Origin of the sequence: Pseudomonas sp. LS-2, from assembly GCF_003605735.1 — a bacterium.
Taxonomy (GTDB): Bacteria; Pseudomonadota; Gammaproteobacteria; order Pseudomonadales; family Pseudomonadaceae; genus Aquipseudomonas.
Genome location: NZ_QXTJ01000004.1, coordinates 106,413 through 123,532 on the forward strand (window position 1 = coordinate 106,413; position 17,120 = coordinate 123,532).

Genomic DNA, 17,120 nt, shown 5'->3' on the forward strand with positions numbered 1-17,120 from the left:
AGTGCCGCTCAAACTCAGAGTTCCGCGACATGCTGTGCTTCACCTACTGGCGCCATTTCCAACGCTGGTGAACCTTCAGAAGCAGGACGCAGCGACCTCGGCGCCAGCTCGACGGTACGGTACCGAGTAGCACAGATGGACTGTCCAACCGAAGAAAAGCTTATCAGAAACCGTCTAGAACCCATGCAAGGCATCGTAAAGCTTGATTTCGACTTGCTGGGCCGGGTGTTGACGGTTCATCACACCCTTACCAGCCAGGAGCCGATATACGAAGCGCTTGATGCACTGAAAATGGGCCCTTCACTTCTCGGGGGAGAATCGGCTGCTGATTCGGACGTACCCGTTCTGAGTAAGAAGCTTAAACTACTCCTGGCGCTGAGCGGCGTAACGGCAGTGGCTGCGGAGGTGGTTGCCTGGCTCACAGGAGAGGATGCGTCAGGCGTCGTCGTTTTACTTGCTTTGATATCGATTTGGTCTGGAGGACTACCGACCTTGCTAAAAGGTTGGATCGCCATAAAGAACCTAACGCTAAATATCTATTTCCTCATGTCGATTGCAATACTCGGCGCCGTTTTGATCGGCAAGTGGCCCGAAGCTGCAATGGTGATATTCCTATTTGGACTAGCTGAGGCAATCGAGGCGCTGTCATTGGAGAGGGCTCGCGATGCGATCAGATCGCTCACGACGCTGGTTCCTGACAAGGCCGAAATAAATGAGCAAGACACCTGGGTGAAGCTTCCGATTGGACAAGTCCCGCTCGGGGCAAAAATGCGAGTCAAGACTGGAGAACGTGTCCCGCTGGATGCGATTGTGAGTTCAGGTACTGGTTCGCTTGACCAAGCCCCGATCACCGGAGAAAGCCTTCCTGTCGATAAGCACACCGGCGATGCACTTTATGCCGGAAGCATACTCACCAGCGGCTATGTCGAAGCGCAAGTAACATCAATTGCAAGCGAAAGCACACTCGCGCGAATCGCCCGATCCATCCAAGAGGCTCAGTCATCAAGAGCCCCTACTCAACGGTTTGTTGACCAGTTTGCTCGCTACTACACCCCGGCGGTCGTCGTACTGGCTTGTGCTGTAGCCCTGCTGGGCCCCCTACTTAGCGGAGGAAGCTGGAGCGAATGGTTATACGAAGCGCTGGTCATGCTCGTGATAGCGTGCCCCTGTGCCCTGGTGGTTTCTACACCCGTGACAGTCGTAAGCGGTCTGGCCGCTTCGGCGAAGCTCGGTATTTTGATAAAAGGTGGAGTGTTTCTTGAAACAGGCCGAAACCTCAAGGTCGTGGCGCTAGACAAAACCGGCACCTTGACGAAGGGTGAGCTGAAGTTAGAAGTGATCGAACCCCTGGCGTCGATCTCTCGCGAAAAAGCTCTTCATCTAGCGGCTAGTTTGGACGACCTGAGTACTCACCCGATTGCACGTGCCTTGGTTGCCACGTGGAAAACGCAGCAACCAGATTCCCAGGTTTTAGCCGTAAGTGACTTCCAGTCCTTGGAGGGTATGGGCGTTCAAGGTTCGATTGACGGAACGCCTTGGTTTTTGGGGAATACGCGGCTGATGGAAAGGCTCGCAATCTCAAGCGCCCCATTAGAAACAAAGATACGCGAATACGAGTCGGCTGGGATGACCGTAGTCATTATGGCCAGGCAGGGGGAAGCAACATGCATCTTTTGCGTCGCTGACGCTGTCCGTCCCGAAAGCAATCTTGCGGTCGAAGCCCTCGGCCTGATGCACATACGGACTGTGATGCTCACAGGGGATAACGAGGCTACAGCCAAAACGGTGGCTCGCTCTGTCGGCATCAAAGATGCACGCGGGGGATTGCTTCCTCAGGACAAATTGGCTGCCATTACGGAGCTACAACGCAGCCATGGTTTGACCGGCATGGTAGGCGACGGCATAAACGACGCTCCCGCGTTAGCAAAGGCAGACATTGGTTTTGCCATGGGTGCGGCTGGTACTGCTACGGCCATTGAAACCGCCGATGTCGCCATAATGGATGACAACCCGCTGAAAATCGTGGAGTTCATCAAGCTGAGCCAGCGCACGGCGTCTGTCCTGAAGCAGAACATCTTCATCGCGCTCGCCCTGAAAGTTATCTTTATGCTTCTCGCTCTCTTTGGCGTTGCGACGCTATGGATGGCGGTATTTGCCGACATGGGTGGAACCTTGCTAGTTGTACTAAACGGGCTAAGACTGCTGCGTGTTACAAAACGATAGAATATAAACTGGCCAAAGACGGCTTGGAGAAATAAGACGTGGACAATATATGCTAGTAACATTTTTAATAGTACTGCGCGAAGGCATAGAGGCGGCTCTCGTTGTGGGCATTATAGCAAGCTACCTGAAACATACGGGGCGACAACAATGGCTGCCAGCAATTTGGGTAGGGATTTTTCTTGCACTGGCGATGGTTTTGATGATTGGTGGTGCCTTGGAGTATGCCACAGCAGAGTTTCCGCAAAAGCAAGTAGAGTTGTTCGAAGCTGTGGTCGGCATAGTGGCGGTTTGCATACTAAGCTCAATGGTGCTTTGGATGAAAAAGGTATCCAAGTCAATTGGGGGGCATCTGCGATCCGCAGTAGATAACGCCTTGGACAACAAGCGCAACCATGCCTTTGCATTAATTTTGATGGTATTTCTTGCCGTTGCTCGGGAAGGTCTCGAAACCTTATTTTTTCTTTTGGCTCTCATTCAGCAGAGCGATAGCTTCAGTGCGCCAGCGGGTGCATTGCTTGGGATTGCAGCTTCCTTCGTGATCGGGATTTGCCTGTACAGGGGCAGCCTGCGTCTCAACCTCAGCCGATTTTTCCAGGCTACGTCAGTTCTTATTATTTTCGTCTCGGCAGGAATTTTATCCAATGCCATCAAGGCCTTGCATGAAGCAGGGTTATGGAACTTCGGCCAGACAATTGTATTCGACTGGAGCGAAACCTTGCCTGCGGATGGCCCTGTGGGTGCGGTTCTGGCCGGCGTACTAGGGTATCAAGATACCCCTACAACCAGTTCGCTCGTCGCCTGGAGCGTATACTTGGTAGCTGCACTGTTTCTTTATTTACAGCCTTATCGGGAGCGTATGAGGCTTTCACAAAACAGACAAGCATCTTGACGCCCATTGACCGTTAATCGTCCGTAGCCAGAACGGGGGTATGTTTATCCCTGTTCTGGCTGGCTCCTGTAGTTCCAAGCTGGCTGATTATCTTACAATCCGTACCTTCATTACCGCTTGGACAGCTTAAACCCAGTTCGGCAAGATTCATTTTGAGCTTAGAAAGCGCTTCAATCTTATCGTCAATTGCCCTAATCTGGCTAACTACGAGTTTAGTGATTTCACGGCAGTCCTCCGAAGGTCTATCTTTATGCGTCAAGATAATCCGGATATCGTCTAGCGACATGTCAAATGCCCGACAATTTCGGATCACCGCTAAGCGCTCGGCATCGGACTGTGAATAGATCCTGGAGCCGCTGCTGGAGCGTTCAGGGACTGGTAGCAGCCCTATGCTTTCATAATAGCGAATGGTAACCACTGGACAATTTACCATTTTCGCCAGTTGTCCTATCTTCATCTGCAACCTCAGTGGTCAACTTATTCAACCGCGTCTACGCTGGCGCCGAATGTCGCGTCATGACTAGAATTTTTCCTAACCGCGTTAACGTGAACCCACCTTGCAACCGCTTTTCGCAGCCGGCGGATTCGCGTCACGGAATAGCGACGTCGACCTGACAGGACACCTGAGAAACACATGGTTACAGCTTACCAGCGCATGCTTTGCGGCGTTCGGCAAAAATGTCTCGCATGGACATAGAGGAGCTTCATTGTGCTTTCCATTATGACGCAAACACGCCAATGCGCGGGCGCGGCACTGTTTGGCCTTTCCCTATCTGTCGCTGCGGCGCCAGTTACGGTCATCGACGTTTTTCGAGACCCGAATTGCGGCTGCTGCACGAAATGGATCAGCTATTTGGAAAAAAACGGGTATCAGGTCAAGGATCATCTTGAAAGCGACATGCATGCTTTCAAACAGGCTCACGGAATCCCCGAAAGGTTATCGTCGTGCCATACAGGGATCATCGCAGGCAAATTCATTGAAGGCCACGTGCCTGTCGAACAAATCATCGTGCTGGAACAACGTGACGATTTGCGAGGCGTTGCAGCTCCCGGTATGCCTACTGGTTCGCCGGGAATGGAGCGAGGTGGTGTACGTGAGGCCTACCAGATTATTGGTATGACTCGTAAAGGCGGTGACGAAGTCGTGGCCAGTTATAAGGCGCAATGATGACGTGCTGGCGTCTGGCCGGTTGGTGTTGTTCATCCAAAAATCTTAGGATTGCTGCCATAACGTGAGTGGCAGCAATCGAACACAAGGTCTACTTCATTTTTTTATTGAAACGATGGTGGCTTTGCCCCCAGGTTGCGCGAAGGAGAAGGCCACCTTGTCTCCCACTTGAAGCCCGTTCATCTGATCGTCCGTAGCTGAAAATGCCATCGTCATGGGGGGCCACTGCACTTCAGGAACGGCGCCGTGGGCGATGGTCACGGAGTGCTTCTCACGGTCAATGGCTTTAACCGCTCCCTCGGCGTTTGCAACTTGAGCGGAGCTTGCAGGTGGGGCACTCATTCCGTCCATTTTCATGCCCGCCATATCGTCGGCCCAGACAGAAAAGGACAGCGCGAGCATGGTAGCCGCGAGTGCAGATTTAGATCTTTTCACAGGGATTCTCCATGTAGGTTTTTGCAGCGGTCAGATGTGTACTTTCGGCGCATAAGGCGATAGGCAGTAGGCAGCACGAACAGCGAAAGCAACGGCGCGGTGACCATACCGCCTACCATCGGGGCAGCAATACGGCTCATGACTTCGCCACCGGTACCGCTCCCCATCAAAATGGGCAGCAACCCCGCAAGGATGACTGCCACTGTCATTGTCTTGGGTCGGACGCGTTGCACGGCACCTTGGCGTATCGCTCCGACCAGCCCCTGCTCCGAGTAGTCACCTGCATCTTGGCGTTCTGTCCAGGCGTTCTTCAGATAGAGCAACATAATGACGCCGAACTCGGCGGAAACCCCTGCCAGCGCGATGAAACCGACGCCTGTCGCAACCGAAAGGTTGAAGCCGAGGATGTATAGGAACCAAGCCCCGCCGGTGAGCGCGAATGGTAGCGTGGCCATAATCAGCAACGCCTCGTCGACACGGGAAAAGGTCAGATACAGCAGCACGAAAATGATCAGCAACGTGGCCGGTACCACCAGCTTTAAACGTGCGTTCGCCCGTTCGAGAAACTCAAATTGTCCTGAGTAGCTCAGGCTAATTCCGGGCTGCAACTTGACCTGCTGGCTTATGGCCTGACGCAGATCGCCCACCACGGAAGCCAGGTCTCTGCCGCGCACATCGATGTACACCCAGCCTGAGGGCCGGGCGTTTTCGCTTTTAAGCATTGGAGGGCCATCGGTAATTTTGATCTTCGCCACTGTCCCCAGCGTAATCTGGGTGCCTAGCGGGGTGTAAATTGGTAGTTGTTCCAAGGCGCTGACGGAGTCTCGCCATTCGCGCGGGTAACGCACGTTGATTGGGAAGCGTGCAAGCCCTTCAATGGTTTCTCCGACGTTCTCACCGCCGATGGCGCCAGCCACGATGGACTGCACATCGGCGATATTCAGTCCGTAACGCGCAGCGGCGTTACGGTCGATATTCACGTCAATGTAACGCCCGCCAGTCAGCCGCTCCGCAAGGGCGGAGCTGACGCCTGGCACCGTCTTGGCCACCCGTTCTACGGCCTGAGTGGCCGTATCGATTTCGGCCAAGCTGGAACCCGCTACCTTGATTCCGATTGGGCTCTTGATCCCGGTGGCGAGCATATCGATCCGGTTGCGGATGGGCGGTATCCAAATGTTGGTCAACCCCGGAACTCTCACCGCCCGATCCAGCTCCTCCACCAGCTTCTCCTGTGTCATGCCCGGACGCCATTGATCATGTGGCTTGAACTGGATGGTGGTTTCGAACATCTCCAGCGGCGCGGGATCCGTAGCAGTTTCGGCGCGACCGGCTTTGCCAAACACATGCTCGACCTCGGGGATGGTTTTGATCAGTCGGTCGGTCTGTTGCAGTAACAGAGCCGCCTTCTGAACTGACAAGCCTGGAAGAGCAGATGGCATGTAGAGCAGGTCGCCTTCGTCCAGCGGTGGAAGAAACTCTCCGCCCAGTTGAGAAAGCGGCCAGAGAGCGCTAACGAAAACGAGCGCTGCAATCATCAAGGTCGTTTTAGGCCGACGTAGGACAGCATCCAACGCAGGCTGATAAACACGCACGAGGAAGCGGTTCAGTGGGTTTTGTTGCTCTTCAGGAAGCCGACCGCGAATCCAGTAGCCCATCAGGACAGGCACCAGCGTGACGGACAAGCCTGCCGCTGCCGCCATGGCATAGGTTTTGGTGAAGGCCAGTGGCCCAAACAGGCGACCTTCCTGAGCTTCCAGCGTGAAAACTGGAATGAACGACAGGGTGATGATTAACAGGCAGAAAAATAGGGCCGGCCCGACTTCCGTTGCCGCGTCGATCATGACCTGCCAGCGGCGCTCTCCCTGCAGAACCTCACCGGGGTGGCCGAGATGCCACGTTTCAACTTTCTTGTGGGCGTTTTCGATCATGACAACGGCGGCATCGACCATCGCACCAATGGCGATGGCGATGCCGCCCAACGACATGATGTTGGCGTTGATGCCTTGATGACGCATGACAATAAAAGCGATCAGCACCCCGACAGGCAGCGAAATGATCGCCACCAGAGCCGAGCGCAGGTGCCACAGGAATATTCCGCACACCAGGGCAACGACGATAAACTCCTCGATCAACTTGTGACTGAGGTTGTCGACCGCTCGGTCGATCAGCTTGCTTCTGTCATAGGTAGTAACGACTTCGACGCCGGACGGTAGGCTGTGCTTGAGTTCCTCCAGCTTCGCCTTGACCGCTGCGATGGTCTCGCGAGCGTTCTTGCCGCTACGCAGCACTATTACGCCGCCTACGGTCTCACCCTCACCGTCGAGCTCGGTAATGCCACGGCGCATCTCGGGCCCCAGTTGGATCGTGGCGACATCACCCAGAGTGATCGGCACACCGCCAGCTCCCAGTTTCAAAGGGATCGCGCGGAAGTCATTAAGCGTCTTCAGATAGCCGGAAGCTCTCACGATGAACTCCGTTTCCGCCATTTCCAGCACTGCCCCCCCGGTCTCCTGGTTGGCTTTGCCGATAGCGGCAGCAACCTCAGCCTGAGTGACCCGCAGGTTCACGAGCTTCAGGGGATCCAGCACCACCTGATACTGCTTGACCATGCCACCAATAGTGGCCACTTCTGCAATATTGGGAATGGTCTTCAGTTCGAACTTGAGAAACCAGTCCTGCAACGCCCTTAACTGCGCAAGGTCGTGCGCGCCAGTGCGATCCACCAATGCATATTGGTAAATCCAGCCGACCCCTGTCGCATCGGGCCCCAAAGCCGGCTTTGCGTTCGCGGGCAAGCGGCTTTGTACCTGACTTAAATATTCCAAAACCCGCGACCGAGCCCAGTACTGATCCGTGCCATCCTCGAACAATACATACACGAAGCTATCACCGAAAAAGGAGTAGCCGCGCACTGTCTTTGCGCCGGGTACGGAAAGCATGGTGGTCGCTAAAGGGTAGGTCACCTGGTTTTCGACTATTTGCGGCGCCTGACCCGCGTAAGGGGTGCGGATGATCACTTGGACATCGGACAGATCGGGCAGCGCGTCGATGGGCGTAGTCTGCAATGACCAGAGGCCCCACGCGGTGACGAACATTGTCGCCAGAAGCACCAGTAGACGGTTTACAACCGACCACCTGATAAGGGAAGCAATCATGGCTGGTTCCCCATCTTGTTCAGTCGCTCGACCACTAACCCATCATCGGTCTGGCTAACGGCTATCCGAACCTTGTCACCCGCCTTCAGGCCTCTCACCAGAAGTGGGTTAACGACCGGAAACGTCATCGTCATGCCTGGCATTCCGAGGGTGTTGAAGGGCCCATGAGCGAGCGTGACTGTGGTGTCGCTTATATCGACGATCTGTCCATCGGCCTCATGTAAACGAGGCGACGCCATAAGGGTCGAGTCATCCTGATCCGCTGCGACGATGCCCTTCAAGCTGGCCTCCGAGTCCAGCAGAAACTGGCCGGACGCGACGACCTTCTGTCCCTCTTCCAACCCTTTGGCAATTGCAGTTTTGCCATCGGTCTCCTGTCCCAGCTGTACCTCGACCGGACGGTAGTGACCCGAACCCTCGGCACGCATGACTAGCGCTCGCCGTCCGGTGCGAATGACGGCCTCGCTGGGCACCCACAGTACGCTGCGCTCGCCCGTACTGCGCAGGCGTACCTGTGCCGTCAGACCTGGCCTGAGTTGTCCGTTAGGATTGGGGAGCTCGACCCTTACGCGAAGCGTGCGGCTGTCAGGGTTTGTCTCAGGCAGAATCGTACTGACCTTGCCCGCAAAGGTCTTACCGGGAAACGCCGGGAACTGAGCCTCGACTGTTTGCCCTGTCCGGAGCGATCCGGCCTGGGACTCTGGAACGGCGACCGCCAGCCAGACGCTGCTCAGGCCATTGACACGGGCCAGCGTTTCACCGGTTGTGAAGGTCATTCCGTTGCGCAGGTTCAGTTCCTGAAGGACTCCACCGAGGGGACTGGTGATCGTCACATAAGGCTGAACCTTGCCACTGCGCTCCACCTGAGCGATGAGGCGCGGTGGCATGCCCGTCAGCCGCAACCGCTGTCGCGCTGCTGCGAGAAGGGTTGCATCACCTTGGGCCTTCAGCGCCAGAAACTCTGTTTGAGCGGCTGCCCAGTCCGGTACAAGAACATCGGCCAATGGTGCGTTGGCAGATAGGACATCACTCGGCGCGAGCCCATATATGCGCTCGACGAACCCATTGGTACGCGCTTGAACCACCGCGACGTCACGCTCGTTGAAGCCCACGACGGCAGAGACGTCGAGCGTCACGTCCAGCGCACCCCGATTGACGGTGGCAAGTCGAAAACCAAGATTTTGCGTTACCCCAGGATCGATATTGAGGGCCGCTGGATCACCGGCGCCGCTGGCATACTGAGGAACCAGCTGCATATCCATAAAGGGCGACTTCCCCGGCTTGTCGAACTTTTGCTGCGGGTACATGGGATCGTACCAATACAGCGCCTGACGCTCCTGCGAACCACGGCTGTCAGGTACAACGGTTGACGGAGAAGCATCGACGTGAGGCCGTTCTGCGAACCAGTATCCGCCCGCCGCGCCTAAGCCCATGAAAACCGCCGCAATACAAATCGAAGTCCACTGTCGGCTCATGGACGTGCCTCTCCATACGCGAAATACAGACGGGCACTCGTCAGCGCCCGCTGCTCCTCCACGTCCACCTGCTTGAGCCGCGCTTCAATGACTTCACGACGGGCCGTGACGACAGCGTTTAAATCGGTTTTGCCTGCTCGATAACTGGCCAGACTGAGTTCAACTTTCTGCTGGGCGAGCGGCACTAGGCTTTCCCTACCTCGCTGCACGGCGCGATTCAGTCGCGTGTAGTCAGCCAATTCGCTTTCCAGTTGCTCGGCGTGCTCTCGGGCCAGAGCGTCGCGTTGTGCCTCAACTTTGCTGAGTTCGGCCTGCCTAGCAGCGATCTTCGGATTCTGCCGGGTGTCGGTGAACAGCGGCAGATCCCATGAAAACTGCACGCTGACCATGTCACCGAATTCACGATTCCGGTGCTGATAATCCAGCTCCCAGCTCCAGTCAGGACGTTTCTCCGAGACGGCTTCTTGCACCTTTGCCTGTGCCTCTCGGGTCATTGGAACAAAGGCTGCTAGTTCAGGATGGTGTTGCAGCTTGTGCGAGTAGCCAGACGTGTCGGTGGGCCACTCCGGCAGGCTGCCTACCGGTTCGTCATTGCCTGCCGGGCCTATCCACCGTTTGAGGGCCGCCCGCGCCCGAGTCCGCTGAACATTCAGATCATCTTGTCGCTCTGCGAGCAATGCTGCCTCCTGCTTGGGCGAGACTGCTTCGGCGGGTTGTGCTCGACCACCGGCTATCTGCGCCTTAACAGTTTCGGCGAACAGTCCGTTTTCCCGGTAGAAGTCCTGAAGCAGCACGTTCTTGCGTTCGACCGAATAGCTGCTTATCCAGGCAAGCGCCGTCGACAGGCGAACGTTGAGACGTTCAACCTGGCGCTCTGCTGCGGCGCGCTCAATGGCCGCATTGGCCACCTCAATACGCGCTAGGCGCTTTTCGCTGTTGGGCATCTCCTGTCTGATTCCGACCATCTGCATAGTCATGAAATCATCGTTGACGCTCCAGCGATCCGGGCCTCCGATTGGGTAGTTTTGCAAACCTGCTATCAGCGTCGGATCGGGTAATTCGCCGGCGGGTATGGCCGCGCTGTTTGCAGCCCGGACATTGGCATCTTGTGCGGCGAGCGAGGGCGCGTGCGTATCTGCCAGTCGTAACGCTTCATCAAGCGTCAGGGTGCTAGCAAAGCCGTGCGCTGCCATTACGCTTGCCATCAGACCGACCACGGCGGGCCAGCCAATGCGATAGCACTTGGCATTCATCAGTTTTATTCCTGTGATCATGTACCGCACGCGACATGTAAACGCGCACGATCTGTCCATTTCGCTAGGGCAAAATGGGCCTCAATGTCAAAAAAAGGAATTAACCGCGTGGCGGTCGCCACACACCGGATGAAGTGCCCACGGGCGCGGAGTCGCTAAGAAAAATAGCCATAACGGGATTGAGGGGGGAAACAGGTGGCTTGAAGGCCAACACTTCGAGTATGCCGCCGTTCTTGCACTCTTGACCTGGTTTACAGGGTTTGCTGTGGTCAGCAGAGCTTTTCATGTCGTTGCAACAGTCCATCCCCATGTCGCTCATCATCGCCATGCCCGTGGTCTTCATAGGGCAAGGTTCTGTCGATGCCTGAACACCCGCCATCCCGGTTAAAGGAAGCGTGAGGCTGATCAGAAAAATGAGGCACAACCGCAGGTAACGTTTCATACCACTGCACTGTAGGGGATGGGCACGACAAGGACAACAAGGGCAGCCTGGCTAGCTCAGAGAGATCACCTGGAGCTAATCACACCAAGTGCGGATTAAGTCAATGTTACGCGCCAGGAAGCAAGCGTAAGCCTGCTCCACATTCATCAACTCGAATGACTCTTCAGTGGCAGACGAATGCTGATCGCGACGCAAACCGCGAGTAAGCAACAAAACATGATCAACAGCAGCACTGGGCCAAACGCGTCTAGCACCAATGCCGCCAGAATGGGGCCACACGCCTGAGCAATCAGTACCGGTCGGGCAAGCAATCCCATTCGCGATCCGTACCCCAGTGCACCAAACAAGGCCAGGGGCAGCGTGCCACGGGTAATCGTGAGAATGCCGTTCCCGGCTCCATAGAGTGCAATGGCGACGAACGCGAGCCATGGCTTCCCGGAAGTCAGCAAGCCAAGCCCGAACAGACAAAGCACAACGCCGATGCGTGCCGACCATGTGGGATGGAGGTTCCTGCCCATTGCGAACTCAGCGATCCGTGCTGCGACCTGGGCGGGGCCGATGACCATGCCTATCGCCAAGGCAACGGCGGTCACGATCCCCAACTGCTTGAGGGCATCCAGAAGATGTACAGAGATTCCCGATACAACCAGCGCGAGGAGAGTCAGCATCGTGCCGATTAGCAGGAACAGAACTCGGGACTGACTTGAGTTGTGGATAGTGGAAGTAGTGCTTCCAGTCACAACCGCTCGTAAGGGTTGTTTAGCGCTGCCAGGAATCATGAGAGCGTGGATAGGCAGTCCGATGAGCAAATGCGCGGCAGCAATGGATAGGCACGTTCCCCTCCAGCCGAGCCATTCCTCCATTGCCGCAATGGCTGGCCAGCCCAACGTACTGGCAAAACCACCCAGCAAGGTCAATCCGGTAATTGATGTTCGAGCCCCCTCACCGAGAAGCCGACCTAGCGTTGAAAAGGCAGCGTCGTAAAGCCCTGCGGCCATTGCCACGCCGATCAAAGTCCACGCGAAGTAGTACGTCGGCATGTTTTCAGCAATGCCCATGGTGGCAATGCCCACGGATAGAAGCAGAGAGCTACACGCCATTGCCGCCCGGCCACCATGGCAGTCAATGTGCCGCCCCACTGCGGGTGATGTTGCTCCCGCAACCAACATTCCCCAGGACAGTCCGCCAACAACACTGGTGATTGACCAGCCCGCATCCCTCGCTATGGGGGCAGCGAGAACAGCAGGCAAATAATAGGTAGAACCCCATGCAAGAATTTGAGTGAAACCCATGGCCCAAACGAGCCGGGTGCGATGGGTGGCAGGGTGTAACGACTCAGGGAGGCTCACTCGCCACGCTCGATTTTTGGTTGGTAGTGACAACAAGTTAGCGCGAGAGAATTCTTGCCGTCAACCAAGGCGAGATGTATTGACGACTCAGCTTCGCCACCCTTACTGTTGCAGCTAACAACAAATTTGTGACGGTTATGTCGAAACGAAAAAATGAGCAGTTGACCCAGGATGCCGAGGATTTGTACGAAGCGGTAAACCAGCTCGTGCGTGTCTACCAGTTCCGAGATCGAGACCGAATCTGCTGCTACGACGTTTCGGTTACCCAGTGCTATGCGGTCGAAACCCTCGTAAAGCAGGGCGCGCTTCGGCTTCAAGTGCTGGCTGAGGAGATGTTCTTGGACAAGAGCACGGCGAGCCGGGTAATCGATGCTCTCGAACGCAAGGGATATGTGTCACGCGTTGAAGATGATGAAGACCGTCGCGCTGTGAAAATCCAGGCAACTCAAGCGGGGAAAGAACTTTATGAAAAAATCAGAAGCGATCTGGTAGCAGAAGAGCGAGCGATGATCGAAAACCTGTCAGTTGAAGCCAGACAAGGTGCTGTGAGCCTGCTGAGACAAATCACAAGAGCGACCGAAATCCGATGTGGTCTGGCGAATGAGCCTTGTTCGGATGCTATGCAACGGGACTGAAATTTTTTTTCGCTAGAATATTGTCACTACCAACAGAATGGAATCACTCATGCAAATTCGCCGAGCAGAACCTAACGACACACCGCTGATAGCTGCCATTTACAATCAGGGGATCGAGGAACGAAGCTCCACGTTTGAGACGACACCTCGCATTCCGAATGACATGATCGAACGACTCCAACACGCTGGCCGCTACCCCGTGCTTGTAGTGCTTGATGAGAGCAACGAGGTTGTTGGATGGGCAAGCCTCAGTAGCTACCGGGCTAGGGCCTGCTACGACGGCATTGCTGACTTTTCGATTTACATGAGCAGGGATGCTCGGGGTCGGGGACTTGGGAAGCAGCTGCTTGAGGCTTTGCTCAAGGAAGCGGAGACCCTTGGGTTCTGGAAAGTCCTCTCGCGGATTTTCGCGTCAAACCACGCCAGCCTTGCCTTGTGCGAAGCGAGTGGTTTTCGCCAGGTTGGCTTCTACGAAAAACACGCCTGTCTGGAAGGTCTGTGGATTGACTGCGTCATTGTCGAAAAGCTCTTTCCTGCCAATCAAACAACCGACGCACTCGCAGCCCCACCGATAAGGACAGAAGCTGGAGGACTGAGCGGTTGCTGATGATCTAAGCAGCCCCCTAAACTTTCATCTATCGCACCGCAACCCCTCTGGACTTGCTGGTCAATGCGAATGCGAATGACTGGTCAAGTCCAATGCAAATGGGTGGTCAAGTCCGTGCAATTACGCAGCACGACGCATTTCTTCTTCAGTTAAATCAGCGTTCATAAAGGATCTCAGTGGAGCGGGAATTAGCTCAATGGATTCTAGTAGGCTGGCTACGCCATGGCGCCCTATGGATCATGACCACCTAAATGCCCAAGTCGATTTCGAGACAGGAGCCTCTCCATGCTCGCGAAAGTTGCGTCTTTGGCATTAGCGTAATGAGCCCGTCAGCGAGGTTGCTGGCGTGACGAGCGTACAAGGTCACTGAGCCCGCAACTGGAGCTCGACCCGGCACGAAGGCCCCAACCCGTTGCTGAGCAATTTTCAGTATATTCAGAACATCCTGGCTCACCTGCTTGGTGGTCAGGTGCTCCACCACTGGCCTGGGCGGAAGGGCGAAATGACTCCACATGTCTACAACCACCCGGAGCAGTTCGTCCGAGCCAAAATGTTCGAGGGCCATCTCCCACAACTGACCTTCTTGCGCCATATTTAGACGGGCCCTAGTCATTACGGAGTTTCAACAGCATGAGGCTCTTTCTTGATTGCGAATTTACCCAGCTCTCATCTGCAGCGAAGCTGATATCGCTGGCCCTGGTTGCTGAGAACGGTCGCGAATTCTACGTCGAATTGCTCGATGGTTGGCGAGAAGACGACTGCGGTGATTTCGTGAAGGAGATCGTACTGCCTCAGCTCTGGGGCGGTGATTACGCCATGCCGATGATTGAGGCCAGGAAGGTGCTCCTCCAGTTCTTGGCAACCTACGACAAAGAGCTCGAGGTCGTCACAGACGCACCTATCTACGACTGGGAGCTGTTTTGCGAGCTCGCTTACAACAATGGACGGTGGCCCAGGAACGTCCGAAATTATCCGACCGATGCCTCGACACTTTCGCCTACAAGTGATGGGGCGGTGCTGCCTCACCACGCCCTGCTAGACGCCAGGATAATCGCTGGAATGTTCACGCAATGATGGGGCGCAGGGGCTAGGCCCACAGCAAGAAATTATACTGTTGATCCATCCAGCATCTAAGCCTAACCTAGAAAGAGAACAAATGTACTCCTAACGGCATTCCCTCATGACCCATACCAATCACACCCCTGAAGATTCAGCATTCGACCTAGGTGTTCCTACTGAGCTCGAAAGCTACCAACACCAATGCCTCATGCTCGTCGACGAGCTCCATGAAGCCTGGGCAGACATCCGAAGGTTGAAAGGTGATGCTCGAACGCTGGTAGCGATGAACGATGCACTGACAGCCGAGCTCAATGCATTGAGGGCAGCGCAGCGGAAAGGGCCGACGGTATGCTGATACGAAGAGCGTCGTTCAGAGGGGCACTCGGCGACCGAGATCACCGCCCTCCTCTCAACTCTGCAACTGACCAAGCCTTTCCTGTACGGCATCATCAAAGATTATGTAGAGAGCTTCGATGTCCGACGGACGTAAGCGATGAGCTGCCTCCTACCCCATGATGAAAGCGATCTGCATCTCACCCTCTCTCTCGATGTCTTCTTTCGTGCTTGCAGCGTTTAGCGCTCGCACAAGGTCGTTCACCAGGCCCTGAATGGGTTTGGGTAATGACATCCACAGGTTAGGGGTAAGCTGCTGTATGACAGAACGACTGCATAATAAGATCTGCGGAGACGCCTAGGCAGGCGGGATCCTTCACCTCGTCACGAGTCATCGCCCCAGTGGTGTCTTGCGATCCGACAGTCTTCATCTTGGGTTCGCAGTACGTGCATGGGCGTATGCCTGCTACGCCACAAGCTTGCCCCACCATCTTCTGCGCTAGCGAGAATCCTTTTCCAGTGTCAACAGGCTGCTCTGGTTTATGAAATAGCGTGGATGGGCCAAGACCAAGTTCCGCGCGCGCCTTTTCGGTTAGGCCTCGGCCGATGATCAACGGAATGCGACCCCCAGCACGTACTTCATCAAGCAATACCGGAGTTTTCAGGTTGAACGTTGCGATCACCTCGTCGCAGCCGTGAAGGCAGACTTTACCCGGCAGCGGATACACGTCAATGACATCCCCCATGTTGAGGCCCGAGACGTCAAACTCGATTGGCAGCGCACCGGCATCCTCCATGGTGTTGTAGAAGATCGGTGCGATCTTGTTGCCGAAGCAGAACCCAAACGCGAGCATCCAGCATGAGGAGACGGATTTTAAGGTTTCTGCTGATCGACCCACCTAATACTCTTCACCGTAGCTCTGCAGATCCTCCTCCTTGATTTCAACCTCGCCGAATGAACCCAAGTAGACGTTACGGCATGGAAGCTCACTAATCACTCCTCGGCTCAGCAGCCGTGCAGCAATGTTTCGCATTGTTGCTTCAACATCCAATGGTTCAGCGGACGATCCAATCTCAGCGTCCATTAACGCATTGACGTCAATGTCTTCATTGGCAACAAACGGCCCTTGCCGGTCGTATCCTTCGAAGACGCCATGCGCTATGCACAGCATCTCCCCTTTCAGGATCAGAAGCCTTGCCACTTTCACCTCCCGCGTTTTAAGTTTGGTGAGAGCCGTCACAGCTTTTACGGGCCAAGCATTAATCAATACCTTCAACTCAGCAAAGCTGAATGCATCGAAACCTGCGAACAGTGGTGGCGCAGTCGGTGCCAGTGACGCCCACCTGAGCTCAGCCATCACCGCCCTGCTCCTATCGAGCATCGTCCGTCGCCAGGTCGACATGCGAAGGACAACGGACAGTGAAATATCGGATTCCACCAAGCACTCCTGGGGCACCGCAGATTTCGCAGATAGTCAGTGACGCGACCTGAGCAGCATCCACTGTCTGTCGACAAAAATCGTCGCCCCCGTTGTAGCTAAAGCGTAGGCCGCCCCACTTTTCTTTAATACGCACGACCTTCAGTGGCGTGATCTCAGGGTGTGCCTGCATATGCAATTCTAGGGCTGTACAAAGTTTATCCAGCAGGCCGAGCCAACCCGGTAGGCACGCAATTTCGATCAACTGAGCATTCTCAAGAAACTCAGGATATCGCCCGCGTAGTAAGGGTAAAAGATCATCGGTCAAATGCTACTCCTGGATCATTGAAGAATACTGGGATCCTCGTTTGGCGCCTCAAGCAAGCGGAGCGCGCCGGCCCAGAGGGCCATAGGCGTGAGGATGGAAGCCCGCCAGGGCCAAGACGCACACGAAGTGATGCGGCTTGGTTCACCACAGCCGTCCGCGAATGCGGCACGCCACAATCGACCGGATCCAGATATAGCCGTAAGGGCTTAGTAAATTGACGCGCAGAAGGCTATGCACGACTGGCGTAGCTTTCTGCGAGCTCAGCACATCTTTGAACCAAACTCACTCAGACTTGCTGTCCGGCGACTCCAAATTCCTGAATACCAATCTGTTCGAGCGAACCCTCTGCTA

Annotated in this window: 15 protein-coding genes and 2 pseudogenes; 7 read left to right on the top strand and 10 right to left on the bottom strand. The window is 55.3% G+C overall.

Annotated features, from left to right (window positions below; all coding sequences use genetic code 11):
- Positions 1-183 precede the first annotated feature (183 nt).
- The gene (locus tag D3M70_RS04105) at positions 184-2,223 is read left to right on the top strand and encodes a heavy metal translocating P-type ATPase (RefSeq protein WP_256659696.1); all 2,040 of its coding nucleotides are present in this window, start codon (positions 184-186) and stop codon (positions 2,221-2,223) included.
- Between the two features lie 49 nt (positions 2,224-2,272).
- Positions 2,273-3,112, top strand: coding sequence for an iron uptake transporter permease EfeU (efeU, locus tag D3M70_RS04110; protein ID WP_120124557.1), 840 nt, complete (start codon positions 2,273-2,275; stop codon positions 3,110-3,112).
- 13 nt (positions 3,113-3,125) lie between these two features.
- On the opposite strand, the gene D3M70_RS04115 is transcribed toward efeU, so the two are convergent.
- Entirely contained in the window at positions 3,126-3,569 is a 444-nt protein-coding gene (locus D3M70_RS04115) for a MerR family transcriptional regulator (protein ID WP_120124558.1), read from the bottom strand.
- 261 nt (positions 3,570-3,830) lie between these two features.
- Between D3M70_RS04115 and D3M70_RS04120 the strand changes: the two genes are divergently transcribed.
- On the top strand, positions 3,831-4,280 hold the full coding sequence (locus tag D3M70_RS04120) for a DUF411 domain-containing protein (RefSeq protein ID WP_375232919.1): 450 nt from the start codon (positions 3,831-3,833) through the stop codon (positions 4,278-4,280).
- Positions 4,281-4,376: 96 nt separating this feature from the next.
- Here D3M70_RS04120 and D3M70_RS04125 read toward each other — a convergent pair whose 3' ends face one another.
- The 6 genes from D3M70_RS04125 to D3M70_RS04150 form a co-directional block, all read right to left on the bottom strand.
- Positions 4,377-4,715, bottom strand: a complete 339-nt coding sequence (locus D3M70_RS04125) for a copper-binding protein (RefSeq protein ID WP_177418363.1) — start codon at positions 4,713-4,715, stop codon at positions 4,377-4,379.
- Entirely contained in the window at positions 4,712-7,870 is a 3,159-nt protein-coding gene (locus D3M70_RS04130; RefSeq protein WP_120124560.1) for an efflux RND transporter permease subunit, read from the bottom strand. Before D3M70_RS04130 ends, D3M70_RS04125 begins: the two co-directional genes overlap by 4 nt.
- Positions 7,867-9,345, bottom strand: a complete 1,479-nt coding sequence (locus D3M70_RS04135; protein ID WP_120124561.1) for an efflux RND transporter periplasmic adaptor subunit — start codon at positions 9,343-9,345, stop codon at positions 7,867-7,869. The genes D3M70_RS04130 and D3M70_RS04135 overlap by 4 nt, the downstream gene beginning before the upstream one ends.
- The gene (locus tag D3M70_RS04140) at positions 9,342-10,598 is read right to left on the bottom strand and encodes a TolC family protein (protein ID WP_120124563.1); all 1,257 of its coding nucleotides are present in this window, start codon (positions 10,596-10,598) and stop codon (positions 9,342-9,344) included. Before D3M70_RS04140 ends, D3M70_RS04135 begins: the two co-directional genes overlap by 4 nt.
- 100 nt (positions 10,599-10,698) lie before the next feature.
- Entirely contained in the window at positions 10,699-11,040 is a 342-nt protein-coding gene (locus D3M70_RS04145; protein ID WP_120124565.1) for a hypothetical protein, read from the bottom strand.
- A gap of 146 nt (positions 11,041-11,186) precedes the next feature.
- Entirely contained in the window at positions 11,187-12,332 is a 1,146-nt protein-coding gene (locus D3M70_RS04150) for an MFS transporter (RefSeq protein WP_375232917.1), read from the bottom strand.
- Between the two features lie 194 nt (positions 12,333-12,526).
- Between D3M70_RS04150 and D3M70_RS04155 the strand changes: the two genes are divergently transcribed.
- From D3M70_RS04155 to D3M70_RS04175, 4 genes are all read left to right on the top strand, one after another.
- A complete protein-coding gene (locus D3M70_RS04155) occupies positions 12,527-13,024 on the top strand; it encodes a MarR family winged helix-turn-helix transcriptional regulator (protein WP_120124567.1) in 498 nt (165 codons plus the stop codon).
- A 49-nt stretch (positions 13,025-13,073) separates the two neighbouring features.
- On the top strand, positions 13,074-13,631 hold the full coding sequence (locus D3M70_RS04160) for an arsinothricin resistance N-acetyltransferase ArsN1 family A (RefSeq protein ID WP_120124569.1): 558 nt from the start codon (positions 13,074-13,076) through the stop codon (positions 13,629-13,631).
- A 630-nt stretch (positions 13,632-14,261) separates the two neighbouring features.
- Positions 14,262-14,705: a 3'-5' exoribonuclease gene (locus tag D3M70_RS04170; RefSeq protein WP_120124572.1), complete on the top strand. Its 444-nt coding sequence runs from the start codon at positions 14,262-14,264 to the stop codon at positions 14,703-14,705.
- A gap of 106 nt (positions 14,706-14,811) precedes the next feature.
- On the top strand, positions 14,812-15,045 hold the full coding sequence (locus D3M70_RS04175; RefSeq protein ID WP_120124574.1) for a hypothetical protein: 234 nt from the start codon (positions 14,812-14,814) through the stop codon (positions 15,043-15,045).
- A 54-nt stretch (positions 15,046-15,099) separates the two neighbouring features.
- Here D3M70_RS04175 and D3M70_RS32615 read toward each other — a convergent pair.
- The 3 genes and pseudogenes from D3M70_RS32615 to D3M70_RS04190 all read right to left on the bottom strand — a co-directional run bounded on the left by D3M70_RS32615 (position 15,100) and on the right by D3M70_RS04190 (position 16,462).
- Positions 15,100-15,318, bottom strand: a pseudogene (locus tag D3M70_RS32615) (hypothetical protein).
- Between the two features lie 10 nt (positions 15,319-15,328).
- Positions 15,329-15,871, bottom strand: a pseudogene (locus D3M70_RS04185) (aconitate hydratase B); the annotation flags it as partial.
- 51 nt (positions 15,872-15,922) lie between these two features.
- Positions 15,923-16,462 carry a hypothetical protein gene (locus D3M70_RS04190; RefSeq protein ID WP_133306431.1) on the bottom strand — a complete coding sequence of 180 codons (540 nt, stop codon included), beginning with the start codon at positions 16,460-16,462 and terminating at the stop codon, positions 15,923-15,925.
- Positions 16,463-17,120: the final 658 nt, after the last annotated feature.

What these genes read in the sequence shown, in the direction of transcription:
- D3M70_RS04105 (WP_256659696.1), top strand. Translation starts at nt 184, where the DNA reads ATGCAAGGCATCGTAAAGCTTGATTTCGACTTGCTGGGCCGGGTGTTG.
- efeU (WP_120124557.1), top strand. Translation starts at nt 2,273, where the DNA reads ATGCTAGTAACATTTTTAATAGTACTGCGCGAAGGCATAGAGGCGGCT.
- D3M70_RS04115 (WP_120124558.1), bottom strand. Translation starts at nt 3,569, where the DNA reads ATGAAGATAGGACAACTGGCGAAAATGGTAAATTGTCCAGTGGTTACC.
- D3M70_RS04130 (WP_120124560.1), bottom strand. Translation starts at nt 7,870, where the DNA reads ATGATTGCTTCCCTTATCAGGTGGTCGGTTGTAAACCGTCTACTGGTG.
- D3M70_RS04135 (WP_120124561.1), bottom strand. Translation starts at nt 9,345, where the DNA reads ATGAGCCGACAGTGGACTTCGATTTGTATTGCGGCGGTTTTCATGGGC.
- D3M70_RS04140 (WP_120124563.1), bottom strand. Translation starts at nt 10,598, where the DNA reads ATGAATGCCAAGTGCTATCGCATTGGCTGGCCCGCCGTGGTCGGTCTG.
- D3M70_RS04145 (WP_120124565.1), bottom strand. Translation starts at nt 11,040, where the DNA reads ATGAAACGTTACCTGCGGTTGTGCCTCATTTTTCTGATCAGCCTCACG.
- D3M70_RS04150 (WP_375232917.1), bottom strand. Translation starts at nt 12,332, where the DNA reads ATGGGTTTCACTCAAATTCTTGCATGGGGTTCTACCTATTATTTGCCT.
- D3M70_RS04155 (WP_120124567.1), top strand. Translation starts at nt 12,527, where the DNA reads ATGTCGAAACGAAAAAATGAGCAGTTGACCCAGGATGCCGAGGATTTG.
- D3M70_RS04160 (WP_120124569.1), top strand. Translation starts at nt 13,074, where the DNA reads ATGCAAATTCGCCGAGCAGAACCTAACGACACACCGCTGATAGCTGCC.
- D3M70_RS04170 (WP_120124572.1), top strand. Translation starts at nt 14,262, where the DNA reads ATGAGGCTCTTTCTTGATTGCGAATTTACCCAGCTCTCATCTGCAGCG.
- D3M70_RS04175 (WP_120124574.1), top strand. Translation starts at nt 14,812, where the DNA reads ATGACCCATACCAATCACACCCCTGAAGATTCAGCATTCGACCTAGGT.